Origin of the sequence: Streptomyces tubercidicus, assembly GCF_027497495.1 — a bacterium.
GTDB lineage: Bacteria > Actinomycetota > Actinomycetes > Streptomycetales > Streptomycetaceae > Streptomyces > Streptomyces tubercidicus.
The window spans coordinates 7,642,070-7,662,033 of record NZ_CP114205.1 but is presented as its reverse complement, the minus strand read 5'-3'; the positions used below and the strand labels follow the sequence as shown (position 1 = coordinate 7,662,033).

The window sequence follows — 19,964 nt, the reverse complement described above, 5'->3', positions numbered from 1 at the left end:
CACCGAGTTCCCGGTGATGTGGAGGAGACCGTGCACGCCATGAACCCTGGGCAGCACCTATCGGCGGCGGACGCGCCGCTCGGATCCGCCGGACTCGGGCAGCCCGACTGCCCGCCCGAAGCCGAGGCCCTGCGAGGGCGGGTCCGGGCGTTCGTACGGGAGCGGGTGATGCCGTGCGAGCCGGTGCTGGACGCGGGTGGCGACGCGGCCCGCACCGCGCTGCGCGGGCTCCAGGCCGAGGCGAAGCGGGAGGGGCTGTGGGCCCTGCCGCTGCCGGAGGAGTACGGCGGCCAGGGGCTCGGCCTTCCGCTCTACGCCCATATCGCGGAGGCCGAAGGGGCCAGCGACCACGGCCCCGCCGCGCTCGGCTCGGCTCCGCTGCTCGATGTGCAGATGCTCGCCCGGCATGCCGACGACACCGTGCGGAAGAGTTTCCTGCGGCGCATCACCGGCGGCGAGGTGCGGACCTGTTACGCGATGACCGAGCCCGAAACGCCCGGTACCGACCCGGGGTTGACCGCGACGCGGGCCGAATCGGACATCGCGGGCGGGTGGGTCCTGCACGGCCGCAAGTGGTTCATCTCGGGTGCGGGCGAGGCCGATCTGATCACCGTGCTGGCGCGGGTGGATGACGAGGGGCCCGGCACGGACAGCCTGTCGCTGTTTCTGGTGCCCGCGTCCGCCCCGGGGTTCACGGTGGTGCGGGAGCTGCCGGTACTGGGCGCCGGCGGTCAGTGGGAGATCGCGTTCGACGGGGTCGCCGTGCCGCCGGAGCATGTGGTGGGCGCTCCCGGCCAGGCGCTGCGGATCGCCGGGGAACGGCTGGTGCTCGGCCGGGTGCTGCGGTGTCTGCGCTGGCTCGGACAGGCCGAGCGGGCCTTCGATCTGATGTGTCTGCGGGCCCGGTCGCGGGGCCAGTCGGCCGGGCCGCTGGCGGACCGTCAGCTCGTCCAGCAGATGGTCTTCGACTCGCTGCTGGCCATCCGTACCACCCGGCCGCTGGTCCATGAGGCGGCGGCCCGGCTGGCCGCGGGCGAGGACGCCCGGCTGGAGACCGGGCTGGCCAAGGTGGCGGCGGCCCGGATGCTCCAGCAGGTGGCCGACGCCGCGATCCAGGTGCACGGCGCGGCCGGGCTCGGCCCGGACACCGCGCTGCCCGGACTGTTCCGCACCGGCCGCACGGCCAGGCTGCTGGACGGCCCCGACGAACTGCACATCACGGCCGTCGCCCGCCGGGTGCTGCGCGGCTACTCCGTCACGTCGCGAACGGATCCGCCCGGCCGGTGAGCAGCGCCAGTCCCAGCGCCAGGAAGAAGTCGCCCCAGATCAGCTCATGGCGCGGGGCGAGGGCGCGGTCGGCGTCATAGCAGCCGTCGGTCAGCGCCCCACGGTCCGAGAGATGGCCGGTGCACAGGCGGTGCAGGATCTGCCGGGCCCGCGCGGTCAGCCGTTCGGCGTCGCTGCCACGGCCGGTCGCCCGCGCCAGGGCGGCCAGCTTCAGCAGGGCCACCGATTCGATGGCGGCCGCGGAGGTGTCGACCGGGCCGGAGGGGTGGGTCTCTTGCGCGGGTGGGATGAGCGGGGTGGGCGGGACGGGTGAGACAAGCGGGGCGGTCGGGGTGAGTCGCGGCGCGGTCAGCCGGTCTCCCGGGGCCGGCCGCGGCGCGGTGAACCCGTCCCCCGAGGCCAGCCGCGCCGCTGTCAGCCCGTCCACCGCCTCCCACAAGGCCCCGGCCGCACGGGAGTCCAGCCCGTCCGTGAGGAAGTGCAGGCCATCCGCGAGGCCGAGCATCAGCCAGGGCGTGGTGCGGCTCCATCCCGGTGCGGGTTCAGCGCCGGGCGTCCAGCCGTCGCCCGGCCCGGCCTGCCATGCCGGTCGCGGTGGGCACTCGGTGCGGCTCAGCGTCAGATGCCGCATCAGATGGCCGTACGCCGCGCGCTCCCCGTCGGCGGCCAGGCCCGCCAGCAGCGGCACCAGTCCCGGCACCGAGTCCACCCGTGCCAGCATCCGGGGTCCGCCGAACGCCGCGCCCCAGGGCACCAGTTGCCGCTGCGGGTCGTACGCCGCCAGGCAGGACCGGGCCGCTTTCTCCCGCAGCGCGGCCGCCGTGCGGTCGTCCCCGGGCCCCGCGGCGAGGGCGGTGCCGTACCAGAAGATCAGCCCGCGGGTGGCGGTGTCCTGGTCGGCCCAGTGGGCCAGCCGCCCGGTGCAGGCGGCAGCGGCCGCCCGGTCCTGGGGAGCGCCCGACGCAAGGGCGCGCAGCCAGAGCAGTCCGGCCCAGAAGCCGCCCGTCCAGGACCCTTTGGAGGTGGACTTCCAGGTGCCGCTCTCCGGGTCGGCGTACAGCGGGAAGCGCGGGCCCACCTCGGCCGCGGTCTGTCCGGTCCGCTCCAGCACCGCCGTCCAGGCGCGGTCGGCCCATGGTGTGTCGTGGGCGGTCTCAGGCATCGGGCCCTCCAGTACGACGCAACATCAGGGGCACGGCGATCGCCGACGCGGCCGCGAACTCCGCCGCCACCAGCAGCCAGCCCGGCCCGTATCCGGTCGCCGAGACCAGCGCGCCGAACAGTGGCGGTCCCACCGCGAACCCGGCGAAGAATCCCGCCGACACCAGGGCCGAGTCCTTCCCGGCCCGGCCGGGGGCCGCCTTCCGCAGCACCAGCACCATGGAGACGGCATTCGCCGACACGGCGAACGAGCCGACCGCGACGGCGGCCACCCACACCAGCGGCTGCGCCCGGAGCGCGGCGGCGAGCAGCAGCGCGGCGCCCACCGCACCGGCCGCCAGCAGCGCCGGCAGCGCCTCGGCCCGGCCCGGCCGCCCCGCCACCCGCGACCAGCCGACCCGTCCGCCGATACCGGCCACTCCCAGTACGGCCACCAGGGCAGCCGCCGCGGTCGGCGTCAGCCCGAGGCGCTGTGAGCCGAACAGCGCCAGGTAGGTGTTGACCGAGGCGATACCGCAGCCGAGCAGCAGGGAGAAGACGGCCAGCCGCCAGGTGTCGCGCGGGGACGGGACGGCGGCGGACGGGCCGGCAGCGGCCGACGGGCGGTCGGCCGGCAGGATCCGGGCGGCCCAGAGCGCGGCCAGCGCCGCCGTACCGGCCGCCGCCCAGACCGCGCCGCGCCAGCCCACCCCCGCCGCCAGCAGCGACAGCGGAAGTCCCGCCACGAACGCCCCGAACTGCACGCCCGACTGCTTCAGCCCGGTGACGGCGGCCCGCCGGTCGGCCGGAAAGGCGGCCAGGATCACCTTGTTGGTGGCGGGGTTGGCCAGCGCCTGGGGTACGCCGCCGAGGGCGACGGCCAGCAGTAGTACGCCCGTCCCCGGAACGGCGCCGATGAGCGCCAGCGAAGCCGCGGTGAGCAGCAGCAGGGCGATCAGACAGCGCCGCGGGCCCACCCGGTCCACCAGCCGGCCCGCCATCGGCGACAGCAGGGCCGCCGCCCCGAAGCCCGCCGTAGTGGTCAGCCCCAGCACCGTGCGCGAGATCCCCAACTCGCCCACCAGACGCGGCCCGAGCGCCCCGATCACGAACAGCTGAAGCATGGAGAACGCCATGGCCGTCGTGAGCAGCACGGTCAGCGACCGGCCGCCCGGCGCCCGTGCGGTGCCGCCGTCCGGCCCGGCGGCCTCCGGTTCCTTGCCACGTTTCACCAGCACGCGCCCCTCCCGACAGCTCCGGCCCTCCTCCGGGCCCCGGTCCAGTCAGTCGTACGGGCCCCACGCCTGGTTCCCGGCAGCCTGCGGACGAGTACGCGGCGCGCCGTCCAGGGCCCGTACGACGCGGTCCCCAACGTCCTGACCGCAGCCGGTTCATCCATGCGGCGGCCCTCCGGTGGCCGGTTCACGCCCTGTGGGTGAGGGTGGCCGTGTGACCGCGACACCGTGGTCCGCTGTCGCATGGGCTGAAGTATGGGAGAGCCGGATGCCGAAGTACCTGGTCCAGGCCAGCTATACGGCCGAGGGCATGAAAGGGCTGCTCGCCGAGGGCGGCAGTGGGCGCAAGGCGGCCGTCGAGCAGGTGGTCAGCTCGTGCGGCGGCAGACTGGAGACGATCTACTTCGCCTACGGGGAGGAGGACTTCTACTGCGTCCTCGACTTCCCCGACCAGGTGTCGATGGCCGCCATCGCCATGACCGTCCGCGCCAGCGGAGCCCTGCACTCCAAGACGATTCCGCTGCTGACCGTCGAGGAGATCGACGAGGCCGCGAAGAAGTCGGTCAGCTTCCGCCCGCCGGGCGCCTGACCCGTCGGCGTGCGGAGTCCGGAGCTCGATCATGCGGCGCTGTTCGCCGCGACCCCGAGCGCATGCCTGGTCCTCGATCCGGAGCTGATCATCGTCGACGTCAACCAGGCGTACCTCCAGGCGACCGGCCGGACCCGCGACGATCTGCTCGGGCAGTACGTCTTCGACGCCTTCCCCGACAACCCCGCGGACCCCGACGCCGAAGGGGTGCAGAATCTGCATCCCTCGCTGCGCCGGGTGCTGTCCACCGGGGAGCCGGACACGATGGCGGTGCAGAGGTACGACATCCCGGTGCCGGACCGGCCGGGGGTGTTCGAGGAGCGCTGGTGGTCGACCATCAACACTCCGGTCCCCGGGACGGACGGCAGCGTGGCGTGGATCATCCACCGGGTCGAGGACGTCACAGCGTTCGTCCACTCCCGCCGGGCCCGTGCGGTGCCCGGCGGGCAGCTGAGCGAACGCGAGGAGGCGATGGAGGCCGAACTGTACGTCCGGGCACGCGCGTTGCAGCACCTCAACGAGGAACTGCGCCGGGCCCACGCCCGTGAACGCCAGGTCGCGGTCACCCTTCAGGAGGCCATGCTCCACTCCCCCGACCTCGCCGGGCACCGGGACATCGCGGTGCGCTACCTCCCCGCCATCGGCTCCCTGAACATCTGCGGCGACTGGTACGACATCGTCAACCTCCCCGAGGACGGTTTCGCCGTCGCGGTCGGCGATGTCGTCGGTCACGGTCTGGAGGCCGCCGCCGTCATGGGCATGCTGCGCAGCGCCCTCAGCGCGGCCGCCCGCTCCGTCGAAGGTCCCGCCCAGGCGCTGAAGGTACTCGGCCTGTACGCCCGCTCGGTCGACAAGGCGCTGGCCACCACCGCCGTCCAGGCACTGATCGACACCACCGGCCGCCGGATCACCTACAGCAGCGCCGGCCACCCCCCGCCCGTCCTGCTGCACGCCGACGGCACCCACGAACTCCTGGACCGCGCCACCGACCCGCCCCTGGGCGCCCACCCCGAACAGGTGCCGCGCCCCCAGGCCCACCTCCCGTACCTGCCGGGCGACACCCTCGTCCTCTACACCGACGGCCTCATCGAACGCCGCGACGAGGACATCGACACCGGCCTCACCCGGCTCACCGACGCCCTCGCCCACGACAGCAGACTCGGCCCCGAACGCCTCGCCGACGCCCTCCTGACCCGCCTCGGCGTCAGCGCCGGCGCCCGCGACGACATCGCCCTGGTCATCGTGCGGCTGTAGGTGCGGCGGGTGCCCGGCGAAGACCGGTCAGTCGCTGCCGCAGGGCAACGGGTCCGTGAAGCGGGGCTCCCCGGCGAGGAAGGAGGCGACAGTGCCATCGTCGTTCATCTGGAAGGTGATGACCCTTCCGTGGAACTTCGCCAGCCGGGGAGCAAATACCAGCTCCTCGGATCCGCTGTTGTCTTGACTCGATGTCACCTCACCGTCGTACGTGGCCAGTACCTCCTCCCTCGTGCTCCCCACATGGACTCCGGAAGCGGTAGCAAGCGATGCCGGCGTCGAGGACAGGACGAAGATCGCCACCAGCCGGTCATCGCCGTTGGAGAAGCGCAGCGAGAGGTTCTGCGGCCCTCCCTCGACACCGAGATCACGGCACTCCGGCCCACCCGGCCCGTCGGGAATCCGGGCCCCGATGGCCTGCTCGGCCGCCTCACGGCTCATGCCTATGCGCAGCGGGCCCATACCGTTGACCGTGATGGGCTGGGCACTCAGATCGACCGGGTCGCGTTTGGCGACGTCAGCACCGTTCTGCCTGATGAGCCGACAGCCATCCCCAACCAGTCTGCTATGGGGCCGAGTTGACGATCCGTCGGCACCGGAAGTGCGGATCACCGGCGTCCGGCCGGCCACCTGGACGTCGGCCGTGCGGACGGTACAGGTGGCGGCGGAAGCCTCAGTGGCGGTGGGGGCCACACCCGCCGCGAGCCCCACAGCGAGCAGGGGCGCGCAGGCGAGCGCGAGAAATCTGCGATGTGCACTGCGCGTCATGGTCAGTGGCTCCATGCGTACGAGCGTCGGCACTTGAGTACTTTCAGCACATCACAGCTCCCGGAGCGGCGCATCTTCGTACCGCTCGCCGGGGCGCACCGTCCTCGGAACAGGGCAAGACAGAAGGTCTGTTTGCGGCTCCGCCATGATGCCGGGCTGCGTGCCTTGCCGCAGCCCCGGCCTGCAGATGCATCCACCGGCCTGCAGATGCATCCAACTGCCAAGGAGCGCACGATGGGAAGAGGAAGATCCAGATCCTCGTATTGCCCGGGATTAGCGATGATGGAGCATCCAAGACTTCACTGCGCAAAGGGCCATGGTGTACGACGGCCGGGCATCCGCACGGGATACCGCGTTCGACCAGGGGTTCCGGGCCACGCCGTGGCGGTCTTTCGGTTGGCGATGGCCGCGATTCTTCTCGCTATCGGTGCGCTTTTGGGCGTAGCCCCGTCGGCCGGAGCCGGCTCCGGGACGTCGACGGCGACGACTGTGGCCGCCGGAGCGGCGGCAACCCCGGGCCAGGCGCATGCGACAGCAGCCGTTCAACCATGGGGGCCGACGCGGACATCGGACGCACTCAGCCACCCCGCGGTGGTGCCGAACCAGGCCAATCCGGACCCTGCCGAAGTGGTCGAAGCGTATTTCCAGGCGATCAATAACGGTGAATACGTGGCTGCTTGGGCGCTTGGCGGAAAGAACATCACGGGGCGGCCGTACGACTACTTCGTGCGGACGTTCAGCGATACGTCCCGGGACGACGTCACGGTGCGCTCCGTGGTCGGCAACACCGTCGAAGTGGAGCTGGACGCCACGCAGACCGATGGCACCCATCGGTACTTCGCCGGGACCTACACCGTTCGGGACGGAGTGATCGTCGCCGCCCGCATCCATCGGGAATGACCGTGAAGGGCCGGGCGGGCGCCCGCCGGGTGCTCCGAGCGGGTGGAAGCGAGCCCCTCCGGTCCCGGCCCGGGACGGTGGCCACCGAAACGGGCGGGTGAGGGTCGGCGGGACGGGCGGGCGGCTGTCTTACCGTGGGCCGGTGACAGTGAGTGCGGGGAAGCGCGAGTGCCGCCGTGATCTGTGGGCGGTGGCGGGGGCGGTGGCGCTGTTCGTTTCGGCGGCGCTCGTCGGGCGGGTGATCAACCGGACCGTTTACGGTACGGAGGGGATTCTGCGGCTGGGATGGCCGCCCTTGACCGCCTGGTGGCTGCCGCATTTCGGGCCGGGAAGCCTGGCGGCGGTGGTCGTCGCGGTGCTGGTGGTGGTCCACGGCCCGTCGACCGCACAGCGTCTGTCGTGGCGGATGCTGCTGCCGGCCGTATGGGGTGCCGCGATGGCCTGGACGTGGTCGCTGGCGCTCGTGGACGGCTGGGAGCGCGGGGTCGCCGGGCGGCTGACGACCGGCCTGGAGTATCTGCGGTCCGTCGGTGCGGTGCATGACCTGCGGGCCTTTCTGCACGACTTCACCCAGCACATTCTGGTCGGCTCGCCCGGCATCTGGCCGGCGCATGTGGCCGGACATCCGCCCGGCGCGCTGCTGACCTTCGTCGGGCTGGACCGGATCGGGCTGGGCGGCGGCGCCTGGGCCGCCACGTGGTGCATCACCGTCGGGACGTCGTTCGCTGCGGCGGTCCTGGTGACCGTCCGCGCACTGTGCGGTGAGGAACTGGCGCGCCGGGCGGCCCCGTTCCTGGTGCTGGCTCCGGCGGCCGTATGGATCGGCGTCAGCGCCGACGGCTACTTCGCGGGCGTGGCCGCCTGGGCCGTCGCCCTGCTGGCCCTGGCGGCCACTCGCACGACCCGGGTGCCCCGCCTCACCGCCCTGGGCGCGGGGCTGCTGCTCGGCTGGACCTGGTACCTCTCGTACGGCCTGACCGTCCTCGTCCTCCTCGTGGCGGCGGTGCTGCTGATCGCGCGCACGGCCCGCCCGCTGCCCTATGTGCTGCTGGGCGTCGCGGCGTGGGTGGCGGCCTTCACCGCGGGCGGATTCTGGTGGCTGGACGGCTATACGACCCTTGTCGAGCGCTACTACCAGGGCGCCGCGAAGGTCCGCCCGTATGGCTACTTCATCTGGGCCAACCTGGCGGCGCAGGTGGTGAGCGTGGGCCTGGCCGCCATCGCCGGGCTGCGGCGCGCCGCCGGTCCGCTGTGGCCGGCGGTACGGGGGATGCGGCGCGAGGCTCCGGACGGACGGGGCGCGCTCGCTGTCCTCGTCGCGGCGGGGCTGTGCATGATGCTGCTCGCGGATGTGTCCGGGATGAGCAAGGCGGAGACCGAGCGGATCTGGCTGACCTTCGCGGTCTGGATCCTGCCCGCCTGCGCGCTGCTGCCGCGCCGTACGCACTCCTGGTGGCTAGCCGGACAGGCCGCCGTCGCGCTGCTCGTCAACCATCTGCTGCTGACGGGCTGGTGACGGGTGGTGACCACGGCGGCCGTCACTCGGCTGCCGTCAGCCGGCCGCCGTCAGCCAGTCGCCGTCGGCCCGCCGCCGTCAGCCGGCCGCCGTGTACGTCGCCGGGCTCATGTCGGTTCCGTGGCGTCGGCCGTACGCCTACGGGCCGTATGTGCGCGCCACCTGGCGACCGCCAGACACACCGCGGAGGCCGCGAAGAGGCCCGCGGTGATCAGCAGCCAGCGGCCCCAGAACACCCCGGACGGCAGACCGGTGTACAGCGAGAATTCCGGGACGCGGTCCAGTACCAGCGGGTACCAGACCACGAGGAGCAGCAGGGAGACGAAGGCCGGCACCCGGAGGTAGTTGATCCCGCCGGTCGGCGGACGGGGCGGCCCGGTGGTGTGCCGGCGGTGCCGGAAGGCGGTCTGGAGCAGGCGGTCGGCGGCGGTGTACAGGGGCAGGAGGACCAGGTCGTGCAGCAGGGCCGCGCCGACGAACCAGAGGGCGACGCCGAGCGGGTCCCCCTTCAGAAGTCGCACGCCCGCGTACAGGGCAAGGAAGAAGGAGCAGAGGACGAGCAGGAGGTGAAGCGGGGAGGCCCCGTAGCGTGCGCGGAAGCCCTTCACGCGGTGGCTCCGAATCACCCGGTGGCTCCGAAGGTGAGGCGGGTGACCCATTTGGTGTTGTGGACACCGGGGTTGGCCGGGACGATGATGCGCGCCGGGTATCCGTGGTCCAGGGAGAGGTCGGCGCCATTGACCCGGAGGGCCAGCAGCGAGCGGGCGTCGCGTACTTGGTTGTCACGCAGCTGCGTCGACCGGAAGGCGCCGGAGCGCTGCGCGGACTCGACGAAGACGCCCGGCGGTCGCGGGCCAAATCCGGCCAGGGCGGCCAGGTCCGCCAACCGGACCCCGGTCCACTGCTGGTCTTCGGTGGACCAGCCCTCGACACAGGCGATGGGCAGCGCCGCCGTGTGCTGGGGAAGGGCAAGGAGCTGTGCGCGGGTCCAGGTCCGGGAACGGCCGTCGCCTCGTACGACCAGCCGCCAATCCGGTCCGACATCGCGGGCCCGGATGCCCACACTCGCCGCGGTCTTGTTGATCTGGAAGCCGTTGGGACCATGGCCCGGCTCCTGACCGTGCGGGGCCAGCAGCGCGGTCCTGCGCAGCGAGCCGCCGATGCTCTGCCCCGCCATGACGAGGAGCAGGCCCAGCGAACCCGCGCCCACCAGGCCGAGAGCCCCGCGCCGCGACATGGTGGGCGGTGCGGGATGCGGGGTCACCAGTCCGGTGTCGTCGAGCGGTTCGCGCTCCGTACGGGAGACCGGGGTACGCAGCTCGGTGCGCAGCCGGCGGCTGCGCAGGGCCCTGGCCATCACGGGGATGCGGAACGCGATATGGACCAGGAACGCGCCGATGAACACCCACGCGCCGTAGAAGTGCAGGGTGTAGAAGGAGCCCGGGAAGATGTAGTGCAGTTGGATGTTCAGCACCCCCGTGACGAACTCGAAGAGCGCCCCGCCCACCAGGAGCAGCAGCGACAGCCGTTCCAGCGCCTGGCTCGGTGAGCGCAGCGGCGGCCAGGAGAACAGCTTCGGGATGACGGACCACAGTTTCGCCAGGAGCACGGGGATCAGCACCACGCCGAGCGTCACATGGATGCCCTGGGTGAGGCGGTAGAGCCAGTACGGGCTGGTCGGCCAGGGGAACAGGTAAAAGCCCAGCCATCCCTTGCCCGGCGTCTGGTCGTTCCCCGGTGCCAGGTCGGGGTTGTAGGCGGCGTAGGACAGCAGTCCGGTCACGAACAGCACGGTGCCGCCGACGAGCAGGATCAGCCCGAACACCGAGGTCAGCCAAGGGCCGCGCAGCGGACTGCGCCAGAACTCGGGGCGCGCCGGGCCGGGCGGCGGACCGGCCGGACTGGGCGGACTGGGCGGCGGGCCGGCCGGACCGCGGGGCGCGGCCGGGCGAGGCGGCTCGTCCTCATGGTTGCTCGGCTCCATAGCGTCCCTTCACCGTCTCCGCGTCTCCGCGTCTCCGCGTCTCCGCGTCTCCGCACGTCCGCGTCTCCGCATCTCCGCGGCGGCCGGCCCACCGCGCCGGGGCACGACTCGTCGCAAATGTACGGATTCGACACGGACCCGACCGGCAGAAACGCGAGTGACGCGCGGGGAAGGAGGGCCGGGCGAGGGCCCGTTCGCGCTACTCCGGGGCGTCCTGCCGTGGCGTGGCGGTGTCGTCCCGGAGGTAGCTGAGCCGGTCGACCACCTCGACCACCCCGTCGACGCTTTCGCACAGCCGCACGGCGATGGGGAGCAGGCTCTTGCGCTCCAGGGAGCCGGTGAGGGTGACATGGCCGTCGGAGACGTCGACCGTGACCGCGGACGGTGCCACCCCGAGCGTGCGGGTCAGCACCTCTTCCAGCACCTCCTCCTGGATGGCCCGGTCCCGGCGCAGGAACAGCTGCACGAGGTCGCTGCGGCTGATCACCCCGATGAGCCGCCCGGAGTCATCGACCACGGGCAGCCGCTTGACCTTCTTCTTCTCCATCGTTCTGGCCGCTTCGACGACGCTCCATTCGGGGCGTGCCACCACGGCGGGGCTTGTCATGATCGCTTCGGCGCTGGTCGCCCCGAGCTTCGCGATCTGCCGACGCAGCAGATCGGCCTCGGACACCACCCCCACCGGCTGGTCGTCCTCGTCGAGCACGGGTACGGCGGTGATGTCGTACTCGTCGAGCAGTCGCGCGATCTCCTTGAACGGGGTGCCCCGTTGGACGACGACGGCCTCGGGCGTCATCAGGTCTGCCACGGTGCGGTGCCTCATCTGTGTCCTGTCCCTCCGGGTGTGCCGGGCCGGATCGCATCGGCCCCGTGGGCGGGGAGTGCGTTCCGCATCGGCTCAGTTCTATCGGCTCAGTCGTGCGGAACCACGGCGACCGGGCAGGTCACATGGTGGATGGCGGCGTGCGCGACCGGTCCGACGCGGGGCGCGAGCAGGGGACGGTGCAGCCGGCGGCCGACCACCAGGAGTTCGGCGCCGAAGACCGTCTGTACGAGGGCCCGGGTCGGGCTCTCCGGCAGCACGGTCTCCTGGACCAGCACACCGGGGAACCGCTCGCTCCATGGGCGCAGGGCGTCCCGCAGCTCGATGTCCGCCTCTTTGGTGAGTTCCTTCGCGGCGTCGGGGTCGATGCCCCACGGGGTGTACGCCTGCACGGGCAGCGGCCGCCCGTGGACGGCCTGCAGCGGCAGGCCGCGGCTGGCCGCCGCATCGAAGGCGAAGCTGAGCATCCGGTCGCAGGGACCGTTGAGGCTGACGCCGACGACGACCCGGGGCCGGGGCGCGGGGGGCGTGCCGTCCGCGGAGGCGTGGCGGGGTGTTCTCGCCCGCCCGGCCGCCGCCCGGACCAGGACGACCGGCCCCTCGGCCTGGCCCACGACATTCAGGCTCACGTCTCCCAGCACATAGCTTTCCCAGGTCCCCAGGGCCCGCGACCCGAGCACGACCATCAGCGATTCACCGGCCGCACGCACCAGCGCCGATTCCGCCTCCGATCCCACCAGGTCTTCGATGATCTGCAGATGCGGACGGCGTTCCCGGACCTCGTCCACGGCCCGGCGCACGATCTGCCGGGCGGCGGCGTTCTGGTCCCGTTCCGGGGGCGTGTCCGGCGCCTCGGCGGCCAGGAGTATCCAGGCGTGCAGCAGCCGCAGCACCGCCTGGCGCCGGTCCGCCTCGTCAGCGGCCCACTGCGCGGCCGCCAGGCTCTCCGGCGAACCGTCGAGCCCCACGGTGATGATGTCCGGCTCCATGGCCGCCCTCCTTTCGGGGTCGCAGAAACGGGCCGCAGTGGCCCGTCCCCCCGGGCTCCGGGCCCTTACGGGCGCGCCGCCCGGTCCCGCCTCAGGTCCCTCCCGGTCCCGCCTCAGGTCCCGCGCGGGCCCCCACCGGGCGCCGAGGCGGCCTGGGTGGCGAGGACGGCCGCCTGGATGCGCCGCTCCACACCGAGTTTGGCCAGCAGGCGGGAGATGTGGTTCTTGACGGTCTTCTCGGAGAGGTAGAGCCGCTTGCCGATCTGACGGTTCGTCAGCCCTGCGCCGATCAGCCCGAGGATCTCCCGCTCCCGCGGCGACAGCCCGGACAGCGCGTCCGCCTCGGGTGATGCCTCGGAGTCGCCGCGCAGACTGCTCATCAGCCGTGCCGTCGTCGCCGGGTCGAGCATCGAGCTGCCGGAGGCGACCGTACGCACCGCCGCGACGAGGTCGGCCCCCTTGATCTCCTTGAGCACATAACCGGCCGCCCCGGCCATGATCGCATCGAGCAGCGCTTCGTCATCGTCGAACGAGGTGAGCATCAAACAGGCCAGCCCCGGCATCCGCGAACGCAGCTCCCGGCACACCGAGACCCCGTCGCCATCCGGCAGCCGCACATCCAGCACCGCGACATCCGGCCGGAGCGCCGGTCCGCGCGCCAGCGCATGAGCGGCCGTCCCGGCGTCGCCGACCACCTCGATATCGGGCTCGGCGTCGAGCAGATCCGCCACCCCACGCCGGACGACCTCATGGTCGTCGAGCAGGAACACCCGGATCGGCCGGTGCGGTGAGAATGCCTCCGCGTCGCTCATGACGCCCTCCGGCTGGTACGACGTCCGCCTCCCTGTCCCCATCGTGACCCTTCTCGCAGGGGCCTGCCAGGCCGAACCGTCCCGGGACAGCCGTGCGGCGGGCACGGCCCCTCACCGGTGCGGACCAGCCATCGGCGTCCGAGCCCGCGCGGCAGCCGGGGCAGTGACATCGAACTCCACATCGACGACCCCCTCCACCGCGCGCACCAGTCGGGCGGCCACCGGGATGAGCGAGGTGTCCCGGACCCGGCCGCTGAGCGTGACGACCCCGTCGGCGACCGTGACCCGCAGGTCCCTGACCGGCGCCGTGAACAGCTCACCCACGACGTAGCGGACCTCCTCCGCCAGGTCCTCGTCCGAGCGCAGGAAGACCTTCAGCAGGTCGGCGCGGCTGACGATGCCCTGGAGCGCCCCCTGTCCGTCCACCACCGGCAGCCGTTTGACGGAGGCCCGCGCCATGGTCCGGGCCGCCTGGGAGAGCGTGGCATTGGCCCGTACGGTGAGGGCGGGGGCGGTCATCAGCTCCCCCGCGGTCAGCGCGCCCGCCCGGCGCATGTCATCGAGCCACCGCCGCTGCTCCAGGCGGTCGGGGGCCGACTCCCGGAACTCCTCCTTGGGCAGCAGATCGGCCTCGGAGACCACACCGATCACCCGGCCCTCCCCCGCCAGCACCGGCAGCGCGCTGACCTGCCACCGCTCCATGGTCTCGACGATCTCCTTGAACCGTGCCTCCCGGCCGACCGCGGCCACGGTCTGTGTCATCACATCGCTGACGAGGTGGGGAGTGTTCTGCATGATGCCTCCTCGGTACCCGGACGGACGCCGCCCGGCCCGTGACACCTCCAGCCTGGAATGCGCCGGGCCCGCCGCACAGGGGCCGTACGGTCCCTTCCCCCGCCGGACGGCCACCGCCGGTGGCGGGGCCCGGGTGCGAATATCACCGAAAAACCGCCACGGCAGCAGGGTTTCAGCGCCCGGAAATGGCGGGGCAACCGCTGCGCAGGGGTGCTCGTACCGTGCTACTGTCGATCTCAGTTGCAGTTGTGGTTGTGGTTCCCAAAGACTTCTCGCACCCCGCCGCCCCTTTTCGGACGGCGGGAGCGCTTTTGTATTTCCGGTTTTCCGGACGGGGCAATCATCGCGGCGACGCGGGGTCCGCACAGTGCGGCCCCGGCACTGCCCCCGAAGGAGATTTGACATGGCTACTGGAACCGTGAAGTGGTTCAACTCGGAAAAGGGTTTCGGCTTCATCGAGCAGGACGGTGGCGGCGCTGACGTCTTCGCCCACTACTCGAACATCGCCACCCAGGGCTTCCGCGAGCTGCAGGAAGGCCAGAAGGTGACCTTCGACGTCACGCAGGGCCAGAAGGGCCCGCAGGCCGAGAACATCGTTCCCGCCTGACGCTGACACGAACACTGCAGCTGGGGCCCGCACCTTGGGTGCGGGCCCCAGCTCGTTGCCCGGAATGTGCCGCAGGTGCCGTCACGGCCGCGCCCGGCGACACCGAGCAGCCCGCCCGGTACCGGACCACGCGGACTGCTGCGACAGCGCGCCGCGCCGCCCGGCTCCCCCTCCGGCAGCACCTTCGCCGCTCTTCGGCGAAGCCTTTTCCACCGCCGGCGGCCCAATTTTCCCCCGCCGCGTTCCATCTGTTTTCTCCGGTCCGTTCTGTGATTCTTTTGTGTGCGGCTGACAGCTGCCGGGAATTCCTCGACGTACCGCATCGAGGAAGGTTCGCATGAACCGCACATCTCGCCCGAACGACCGTTCCCCCCGTACCCGCTCCGCCGGTTCAGGCCGTGGCGGCTACCGCTCGCAGGCGTCCAACCGCTCCGGTGGCAAGCGTCGCCGTCCCGCCCCGCAGGGAGAGTTCGCCCTGCCCGTCACGCACACCCCCGCGCTGCCGCCGGCCGAGTCGTTCGCCGAACTGGACATGCCGTCCGCGCTGTTGGCGTCGCTGACCACGCAAGGGGTGACGGCCCCGTTCCCGATCCAGGCCGCCACGCTGCCGAATTCGCTGGCCGGGCGCGATGTGCTGGGCCGTGGCCGCACCGGCTCGGGCAAGACGCTCGCCTTCGGTCTGGCCCTGCTGGCCCGTACGGCCGGTCTGCGCGCCGAGCCGGGCAAGCCGCTGGCCCTGGTCCTGGTCCCCACCCGGGAGCTGGCCCAGCAGGTCACCGATGCGCTCACCCCGTACGCGAAGGCGCTGTCGCTGCGGCTGGCCACCGTCGTCGGCGGGATGTCGATCGGCCGCCAGGCGAGCGCGCTCCGCGGCGGCGCCGAGGTCGTCGTCGCCACTCCCGGGCGGCTCAAGGACCTCATCGGCCGCGGTGACTGCCGCCTGAACCAGGTCGGCATCACCGTGCTGGACGAGGCCGACCAGATGGCCGACATGGGGTTCATGCCGCAGGTGACCGCGCTGCTCGACCAGGTGCGTCCCGAGGGTCAGCGGATGCTGTTCTCGGCCACCTTGGACCGCAATGTCGACCTGCTGGTCCGGCGCTATCTGACGGACCCGGTGGTCCACTCCGTCGACCCGTCGGCGGGCGCCGTCACCACGATGGAACACCACCTGCTGCATGTCCGCGACGCCGACAAGCACGCCACCACCACCGAGATCGCCGCCCGTGAAGGCCGGTCGATCATGTTCCTGGACACCAAGCGCGCGGTGGACAAGCTCACCAAGCACCTGCTGAACAGCGGGGTGCGCGCCGCGGCCCTGCACGGCGGCAAGTCCCAGCCGCAGCGGACCCGGACCCTGGCCCAGTTCAAGACCGGCCAGGTCACCGTGCTGGTGGCCACCAATGTCGCCGCCCGTGGCATCCACGTCGACAATCTCGACCTCGTCGTCAATGTCGACCCGCCCACCGACCACAAGGACTATCTGCACCGCGGCGGCCGCACCGCCCGCGCCGGGGAGTCCGGCAGCGTCGTCACCCTCGTCCTGCCCAACCAGCGCCGCGAAATGGACCGGCTGATGGCCGATGCGGGGATCACCCCGCAGTCCACCCAGGTCCGCTCCGGCGAGGCCGAGCTGACCCGGATCACGGGCGCCCAGGCCCCCTCCGGCATTCCCGTCACCATTGCCGCGCCGGCCGTCGAACGCCCGAAGCGCAGCGGCTCCTCCACCCGCGGCCGGCGCAGTCGCTCCGCCCAGGCCCGCCGGCAGTCCGGGGCACCCCGGAACGCGGCCGGGACGTCGCAGCGTCGGCCGTCGGCCGGCAAGACCTCGTAGATCGGAAGTCGTCCCGTCCGCACACGCTCCTCTCGCTCCTCCGTCAGTCCGAATCCGGTTCTCTTCGACCTTGTAGAGGCACTATGCGCTGCGTCATCGCCCGCTTCCCCTTCGACTTGATCAAGACCGAGGTGCAGGACTCGATGAAGGGTGTCGAGCCCGAACCCGTCACGGGTGACTCCGTGCTCATCGGCGGCCGCCACTACCCCGTCAAGCAGGTCGGTGAGATCATCACCCGGCAGGACCGCCGGGACTTCAGCGCGGGCGAGGTGACCCGGGCCCTCACCCGGCTCGGCTTCACCTGTAGCTCCTCGACCCCCGTCGTCCGCACGCCCCTTGAGGAGGCGTCAGCCATGCTTCAGGCTCCGGCGACGCCTGACGGTGACCCGACGAGCTGAGACCGGACACCGCCGGACAGCGAAGTGGGCTCCGACCGCATCGGTCGGAGCCCAGCTTTGTGTGTCGGTCGGTCAGTGGTCGGAGTAGCTGAAGTCGCCCACCGTCCAGGCTCCTACGTCCTTGATCTCGACGCGGTACATCCCACCGGTCTCGGGCAGGCCGATACTTCCCTGCAGAATTCTCGCCACATGGAAATACAGGTGGGTGGGTGGCCCTTTCGGTTGCGGCGGGCGGGTGTCCGGGCCGGCTGCGGAGAAGAGGGCGGAGAACGTTCCCAGCCGCTCCGACTGTTCCAGGACTTCGGCCACACGTTGCCGCCACACACGCTCGGGCGCCAACCGTCCGGTGATCACAGTGCCCTGGACAACCACTGTGAGAGACATCTGATTGCTCTGCTCCGACTCCACCATGGCGGCGATGTCGACAAGCAGCTCGTCGGGCTTCGACATGGGAGAAGACTCTACTGCCGCAACCGGCCCTCGGCACCACACCCGCAGCGCGTGCCCCTGTCGCTGGACCGGCAGGCCGCGGGTGCCGGCGCTGCGGGAGCGCCCTGTGACGGGGCGCCCGCGGCCTATTGAGCGCTCGCCGCCGGACGCACGACCAGTTCGTTCACGTCGACCTCCGGTGGCCGGCTGACGGCGAAGGCGATGGTGTCCGCGACGGCGGCGGCCGGCAGGGCCACCGCCCGGTATGCCTTCATCGCTTCCCGGGCCGCCGGATCGGTGATGCTGTCCGGGAGTTCGGACTCGGTGACGCCCGGCGAGATCACGCTGACCCGGATACCGCCGGCGGACTCCTGGCGCAGCCCCTCCGAGATCGCCCGTACGGCGAATTTGGTGGCGCAGTAGACGGCGGCGGTGGGTACCACCTCGTACGCCCCGACCGACGCGACATTGACGATATGGCCGGTGCCCTGGGCCTTCATCACGGGGAGCGCGGCGGCGATGCCATGGAGCACGCCGCGCACATTCACATCGAGCATCCGGTCCCATTCGTCCACCCGCAGGGCTTCCAGGGGCGACAGCGGCATCACCCCCGCGTTGTTGACCAGGACGTCGACCCGGCCGTATTCCTCGCGTGCGGCAGCGACGAAGGACCGCATGTCCTCGGCGGAGGTGACGTCGAGTCGTTGGAAGGCCGCGGTGCCGCCGCCGCTGGTGATGTGGTGGGCCAGCGTTTCCAGCCGGTCGGTACGGCGGGCGCCGAGGAAGACGCGGTGTCCGTCGGCGGCCAGGCGGCGGGCGGTCGCCTCGCCGATGCCGCTGCTCGCGCCGGTGATCAGGACGACCTTCTCGTGCTCCGTCATGGGCTTGCTCCTTTGCCGGTTGCTGTCACCGGTGAGCTTTCACGGCGCAGCGCACCGCGACCAGGACGGCTGGTGCCTGGGTGCCGCACACCCAGCCTCCGTCCCGGGGTCGCTATTGCTGCCTCGGCAAGGACGTTTGCCAAGAGCTGCGGGTGCGGTGACCGCCGTACAGAACGGCGGGGCCATCTCACCCTTATGGCGCAACGTAACGGGCGCCCGCACTCGCTCGTAATTCACCGGGGAATGGCGGATCACGGCACTCGCCATTCCGCAGCGTGATCGGGCGGTAAAGCCGCGGCCGCATCCCGGTGTTTACGATATCCGGGATGAATTGGCGCGTTTCTGGCCGATGGCCCGGTACGTAGGCGTACGCGCGCCTTCTTTCTGCCTTCACCGGCGGTGAATCCACTCGTCACCACTGACTTCGGGAGCTCACTATGGAATCCGGCGCTACCGTGTGGAACTGCCCGTTCGACTACGCCGAGGCACTGGAATTCGATCCGACGCTCAAGCGTCTGCTGACCGAGGAACCGGTTGCCCGCATCAAGCTGCCCTACGGGGAGGGCGAAGCCTGGCTCGTGACCCGGTACGAGGATGTGCGCACGGTGACGACCGACCGGCGCTTCAGCCGCAGTGCCATCATCGGCCGGGACTTCCCGCGGATGACTCCGGAGCCGATCGTGCAGGACGAGGCGATCAATGTGATGGACCCGCCGGCCAGCAGCCGCTTGCGGAGCCTGGTCTCGAAGGCGTTCGCTCCGCGGCAGGTCGAGCGGATGCGGGCCCGTACGCAGCGCGTCGTGGACGATCTGCTGGACGGGATGACCGCGCACGGCTCCCCCGCCGACCTGATGGAGAGCCTGGCGTCCCCGCTGCCGCTGACGACGATCTGCGAGGTTCTCGACATCCCCGAGGCCGACCGCGCACAACTGCGCGGGCACGCACGGACGATGATGAACGTCACCGTCGAGAACCGGGACCGCGCCGTCCGCGCCAAGGCCGATATGCGGGCGTACTTCAAGACCCTGACCGCGAAGCGGCGCCAGCACCCGGGAGACGACCTGATCAGCGCGCTGGCGACGGCTCGCGACGGAGACGAGCTGCTCAACGACCAGGAGCTCACGGTGCTGGCCATGGTGCTGCTGATCACCGGGCAGGACACCACCACCTACGAGATCGGCAACCTCGCCTACACCCTGCTCACCCGGCCCAAGGAACTCGCCATGGTGCGGGCCCGCCCGGAGATGCTCCCGCAGGCGATGGAGGAACTGCTGCGGTTCATCCCGTTCCGTAAGGGCGTCGGTATCCCCCGTGTCGCCACCGAGGACGTGGAGCTGAGCGGGGTGATGATCCGGGCCGGGGACATCGTGCATGTTTCCTACCTGACGGCAAACCGGGACGGCCGGAAGTTCGACCGGCCCGATGAGCTGGATCTGGAGCGCGAGGACCGGCCGTCCCACATGACCTTCGGCTGGGGCGGCCACCACTGCCTCGGGGCCCCGCTGGCCTTCACGGAGCTGGAAGTCGCGCTCGGCGCCCTCCTGGAGCGTTTCCCCGGGCTCCGGCTGGCCCAGCCCGCCGAGGAAGTGCGCTGGAACACGAACTCGATCTGGCGCTATCCGCTGGAGCTGCCGGTCGCCTGGTAATCGGGGCCAGGCGCCGCGAATGCAGAACTCACCTCCCTGGCGTACGGTTACTAGTCGGAAAGAAGATCCACCTGCAC

20 protein-coding genes are annotated in these 19,964 nt (G+C 71.5%); 9 read left to right on the top strand and 11 right to left on the bottom strand.

Going from position 1 to position 19,964, the window contains the following annotated elements; all coding sequences use genetic code 11:
- Window positions 1-39: 39 nt before the first annotated feature.
- Window positions 40-1,287: an acyl-CoA dehydrogenase family protein gene (locus STRTU_RS33565; RefSeq protein ID WP_159748899.1), complete on the top strand. Its 1,248-nt coding sequence runs from the start codon at window positions 40-42 to the stop codon at window positions 1,285-1,287.
- Here STRTU_RS33565 and STRTU_RS33560 read toward each other — a convergent pair.
- Window positions 1,256-2,449: a sugar ABC transporter permease gene (locus STRTU_RS33560; RefSeq protein ID WP_159748897.1), complete on the bottom strand. Its 1,194-nt coding sequence runs from the start codon at window positions 2,447-2,449 to the stop codon at window positions 1,256-1,258. The two genes, STRTU_RS33565 and STRTU_RS33560, sit on opposite strands and share 32 nt — an antisense overlap.
- A complete protein-coding gene (locus STRTU_RS33555) occupies window positions 2,442-3,665 on the bottom strand; it encodes an MFS transporter (protein WP_246241588.1) in 1,224 nt (407 codons plus the stop codon). Before STRTU_RS33555 ends, STRTU_RS33560 begins: the two co-directional genes overlap by 8 nt.
- Window positions 3,666-3,930: 265 nt before the next feature.
- Between STRTU_RS33555 and STRTU_RS33550 the strand changes: the two genes are divergently transcribed.
- Together STRTU_RS33550 and STRTU_RS33545 are read left to right on the top strand one after the other, a co-directional pair.
- Entirely contained in the window at window positions 3,931-4,251 is a 321-nt protein-coding gene (locus STRTU_RS33550; RefSeq protein WP_159748895.1) for a GYD domain-containing protein, read from the top strand.
- 9 nt (window positions 4,252-4,260) lie between these two features.
- Complete coding sequence (locus STRTU_RS33545) at window positions 4,261-5,505, top strand: PP2C family protein-serine/threonine phosphatase (protein ID WP_159748893.1); 1,245 nt, start codon at window positions 4,261-4,263, stop codon at window positions 5,503-5,505.
- 27 nt (window positions 5,506-5,532) lie between these two features.
- On the opposite strand, the gene STRTU_RS33540 is transcribed toward STRTU_RS33545, so the two are convergent.
- Window positions 5,533-5,967 carry a hypothetical protein gene (locus STRTU_RS33540; RefSeq protein ID WP_159748891.1) on the bottom strand — a complete coding sequence of 145 codons (435 nt, stop codon included), beginning with the start codon at window positions 5,965-5,967 and terminating at the stop codon, window positions 5,533-5,535.
- An 897-nt stretch (window positions 5,968-6,864) separates the two neighbouring features.
- Here STRTU_RS33540 and STRTU_RS33535 point away from each other — a divergent pair.
- Together STRTU_RS33535 and STRTU_RS33530 are read left to right on the top strand one after the other, a co-directional pair.
- Window positions 6,865-7,173: a nuclear transport factor 2-like protein gene (locus STRTU_RS33535; protein ID WP_159748889.1), complete on the top strand. Its 309-nt coding sequence runs from the start codon at window positions 6,865-6,867 to the stop codon at window positions 7,171-7,173.
- Window positions 7,174-7,315: 142 nt separating this feature from the next.
- Window positions 7,316-8,689: a hypothetical protein gene (locus tag STRTU_RS33530; RefSeq protein ID WP_308789403.1), complete on the top strand. Its 1,374-nt coding sequence runs from the start codon at window positions 7,316-7,318 to the stop codon at window positions 8,687-8,689.
- Between the two features lie 107 nt (window positions 8,690-8,796).
- On the opposite strand, the gene STRTU_RS33525 is transcribed toward STRTU_RS33530, so the two are convergent.
- The 6 genes from STRTU_RS33525 to STRTU_RS33500 all read right to left on the bottom strand — a co-directional run bounded on the left by STRTU_RS33525 (window position 8,797) and on the right by STRTU_RS33500 (window position 14,092).
- Window positions 8,797-9,297 (bottom strand): hypothetical protein, encoded by a 501-nt coding sequence (locus STRTU_RS33525; RefSeq protein WP_159748887.1) that lies wholly within the window; start codon window positions 9,295-9,297, stop codon window positions 8,797-8,799.
- 14 nt (window positions 9,298-9,311) lie between these two features.
- On the bottom strand, window positions 9,312-10,673 hold the full coding sequence (locus tag STRTU_RS33520; RefSeq protein WP_159748885.1) for a molybdopterin-dependent oxidoreductase: 1,362 nt from the start codon (window positions 10,671-10,673) through the stop codon (window positions 9,312-9,314).
- Between the two features lie 199 nt (window positions 10,674-10,872).
- Window positions 10,873-11,496, bottom strand: a complete 624-nt coding sequence (locus STRTU_RS33515; RefSeq protein ID WP_159748883.1) for a CBS domain-containing protein — start codon at window positions 11,494-11,496, stop codon at window positions 10,873-10,875.
- Between the two features lie 89 nt (window positions 11,497-11,585).
- Entirely contained in the window at window positions 11,586-12,485 is a 900-nt protein-coding gene (locus STRTU_RS33510) for a universal stress protein (protein WP_159748881.1), read from the bottom strand.
- A gap of 113 nt (window positions 12,486-12,598) precedes the next feature.
- The gene (locus STRTU_RS33505) at window positions 12,599-13,297 is read right to left on the bottom strand and encodes a response regulator (protein ID WP_159748879.1); all 699 of its coding nucleotides are present in this window, start codon (window positions 13,295-13,297) and stop codon (window positions 12,599-12,601) included.
- Window positions 13,298-13,408: 111 nt separating this feature from the next.
- Complete coding sequence (locus tag STRTU_RS33500) at window positions 13,409-14,092, bottom strand: CBS domain-containing protein (RefSeq protein ID WP_159748877.1); 684 nt, start codon at window positions 14,090-14,092, stop codon at window positions 13,409-13,411.
- A 403-nt stretch (window positions 14,093-14,495) separates the two neighbouring features.
- On the opposite strand from STRTU_RS33500, the gene STRTU_RS33495 reads away from it, so the two are divergent.
- The 3 genes from STRTU_RS33495 to STRTU_RS33485 all read left to right on the top strand — a co-directional run bounded on the left by STRTU_RS33495 (window position 14,496) and on the right by STRTU_RS33485 (window position 16,931).
- Window positions 14,496-14,699, top strand: coding sequence for a cold-shock protein (locus tag STRTU_RS33495; RefSeq protein WP_009715709.1), 204 nt, complete (start codon window positions 14,496-14,498; stop codon window positions 14,697-14,699).
- Window positions 14,700-15,036: 337 nt separating this feature from the next.
- Window positions 15,037-16,533, top strand: coding sequence for a DEAD/DEAH box helicase (locus tag STRTU_RS33490; RefSeq protein WP_159748875.1), 1,497 nt, complete (start codon window positions 15,037-15,039; stop codon window positions 16,531-16,533).
- Window positions 16,534-16,616: 83 nt separating this feature from the next.
- Window positions 16,617-16,931, top strand: coding sequence for an SCO5918 family protein (locus STRTU_RS33485; RefSeq protein WP_159748873.1), 315 nt, complete (start codon window positions 16,617-16,619; stop codon window positions 16,929-16,931).
- A 72-nt stretch (window positions 16,932-17,003) separates the two neighbouring features.
- On the opposite strand, the gene STRTU_RS33480 is transcribed toward STRTU_RS33485, so the two are convergent.
- Window positions 17,004-17,381, bottom strand: a complete 378-nt coding sequence (locus tag STRTU_RS33480) for a hypothetical protein (protein WP_159748871.1) — start codon at window positions 17,379-17,381, stop codon at window positions 17,004-17,006.
- A gap of 125 nt (window positions 17,382-17,506) precedes the next feature.
- Complete coding sequence (locus tag STRTU_RS33475) at window positions 17,507-18,241, bottom strand: SDR family oxidoreductase (protein ID WP_159748869.1); 735 nt, start codon at window positions 18,239-18,241, stop codon at window positions 17,507-17,509.
- 437 nt (window positions 18,242-18,678) lie between these two features.
- Here STRTU_RS33475 and STRTU_RS33470 point away from each other — a divergent pair, with 437 nt between their 5' ends.
- Window positions 18,679-19,887, top strand: a complete 1,209-nt coding sequence (locus STRTU_RS33470; protein WP_159748867.1) for a cytochrome P450 — start codon at window positions 18,679-18,681, stop codon at window positions 19,885-19,887.
- Window positions 19,888-19,964: the final 77 nt, after the last annotated feature.

Coding starts and splice junctions, on each gene's coding strand:
- STRTU_RS33560 (WP_159748897.1), bottom strand. CDS start 2,449: ATGCCTGAGACCGCCCACGACACACCATGGGCCGACCGCGCCTGGACG.
- STRTU_RS33470 (WP_159748867.1), top strand. CDS start 18,679: ATGGAATCCGGCGCTACCGTGTGGAACTGCCCGTTCGACTACGCCGAG.
- STRTU_RS33510 (WP_159748881.1), bottom strand. CDS start 12,485: ATGGAGCCGGACATCATCACCGTGGGGCTCGACGGTTCGCCGGAGAGC.
- STRTU_RS33500 (WP_159748877.1), bottom strand. CDS start 14,092: ATGCAGAACACTCCCCACCTCGTCAGCGATGTGATGACACAGACCGTG.
- STRTU_RS33495 (WP_009715709.1), top strand. CDS start 14,496: ATGGCTACTGGAACCGTGAAGTGGTTCAACTCGGAAAAGGGTTTCGGC.
- STRTU_RS33490 (WP_159748875.1), top strand. CDS start 15,037: ATGAACCGCACATCTCGCCCGAACGACCGTTCCCCCCGTACCCGCTCC.
- STRTU_RS33480 (WP_159748871.1), bottom strand. CDS start 17,381: ATGTCGAAGCCCGACGAGCTGCTTGTCGACATCGCCGCCATGGTGGAG.
- STRTU_RS33485 (WP_159748873.1), top strand. CDS start 16,617: ATGCGCTGCGTCATCGCCCGCTTCCCCTTCGACTTGATCAAGACCGAG.
- STRTU_RS33475 (WP_159748869.1), bottom strand. CDS start 18,241: ATGACGGAGCACGAGAAGGTCGTCCTGATCACCGGCGCGAGCAGCGGC.
- STRTU_RS33505 (WP_159748879.1), bottom strand. CDS start 13,297: ATGAGCGACGCGGAGGCATTCTCACCGCACCGGCCGATCCGGGTGTTC.
- STRTU_RS33565 (WP_159748899.1), top strand. CDS start 40: ATGAACCCTGGGCAGCACCTATCGGCGGCGGACGCGCCGCTCGGATCC.
- STRTU_RS33540 (WP_159748891.1), bottom strand. CDS start 5,967: ATGGGCCCGCTGCGCATAGGCATGAGCCGTGAGGCGGCCGAGCAGGCC.
- STRTU_RS33520 (WP_159748885.1), bottom strand. CDS start 10,673: ATGGAGCCGAGCAACCATGAGGACGAGCCGCCTCGCCCGGCCGCGCCC.
- STRTU_RS33515 (WP_159748883.1), bottom strand. CDS start 11,496: ATGAGGCACCGCACCGTGGCAGACCTGATGACGCCCGAGGCCGTCGTC.
- STRTU_RS33550 (WP_159748895.1), top strand. CDS start 3,931: ATGCCGAAGTACCTGGTCCAGGCCAGCTATACGGCCGAGGGCATGAAA.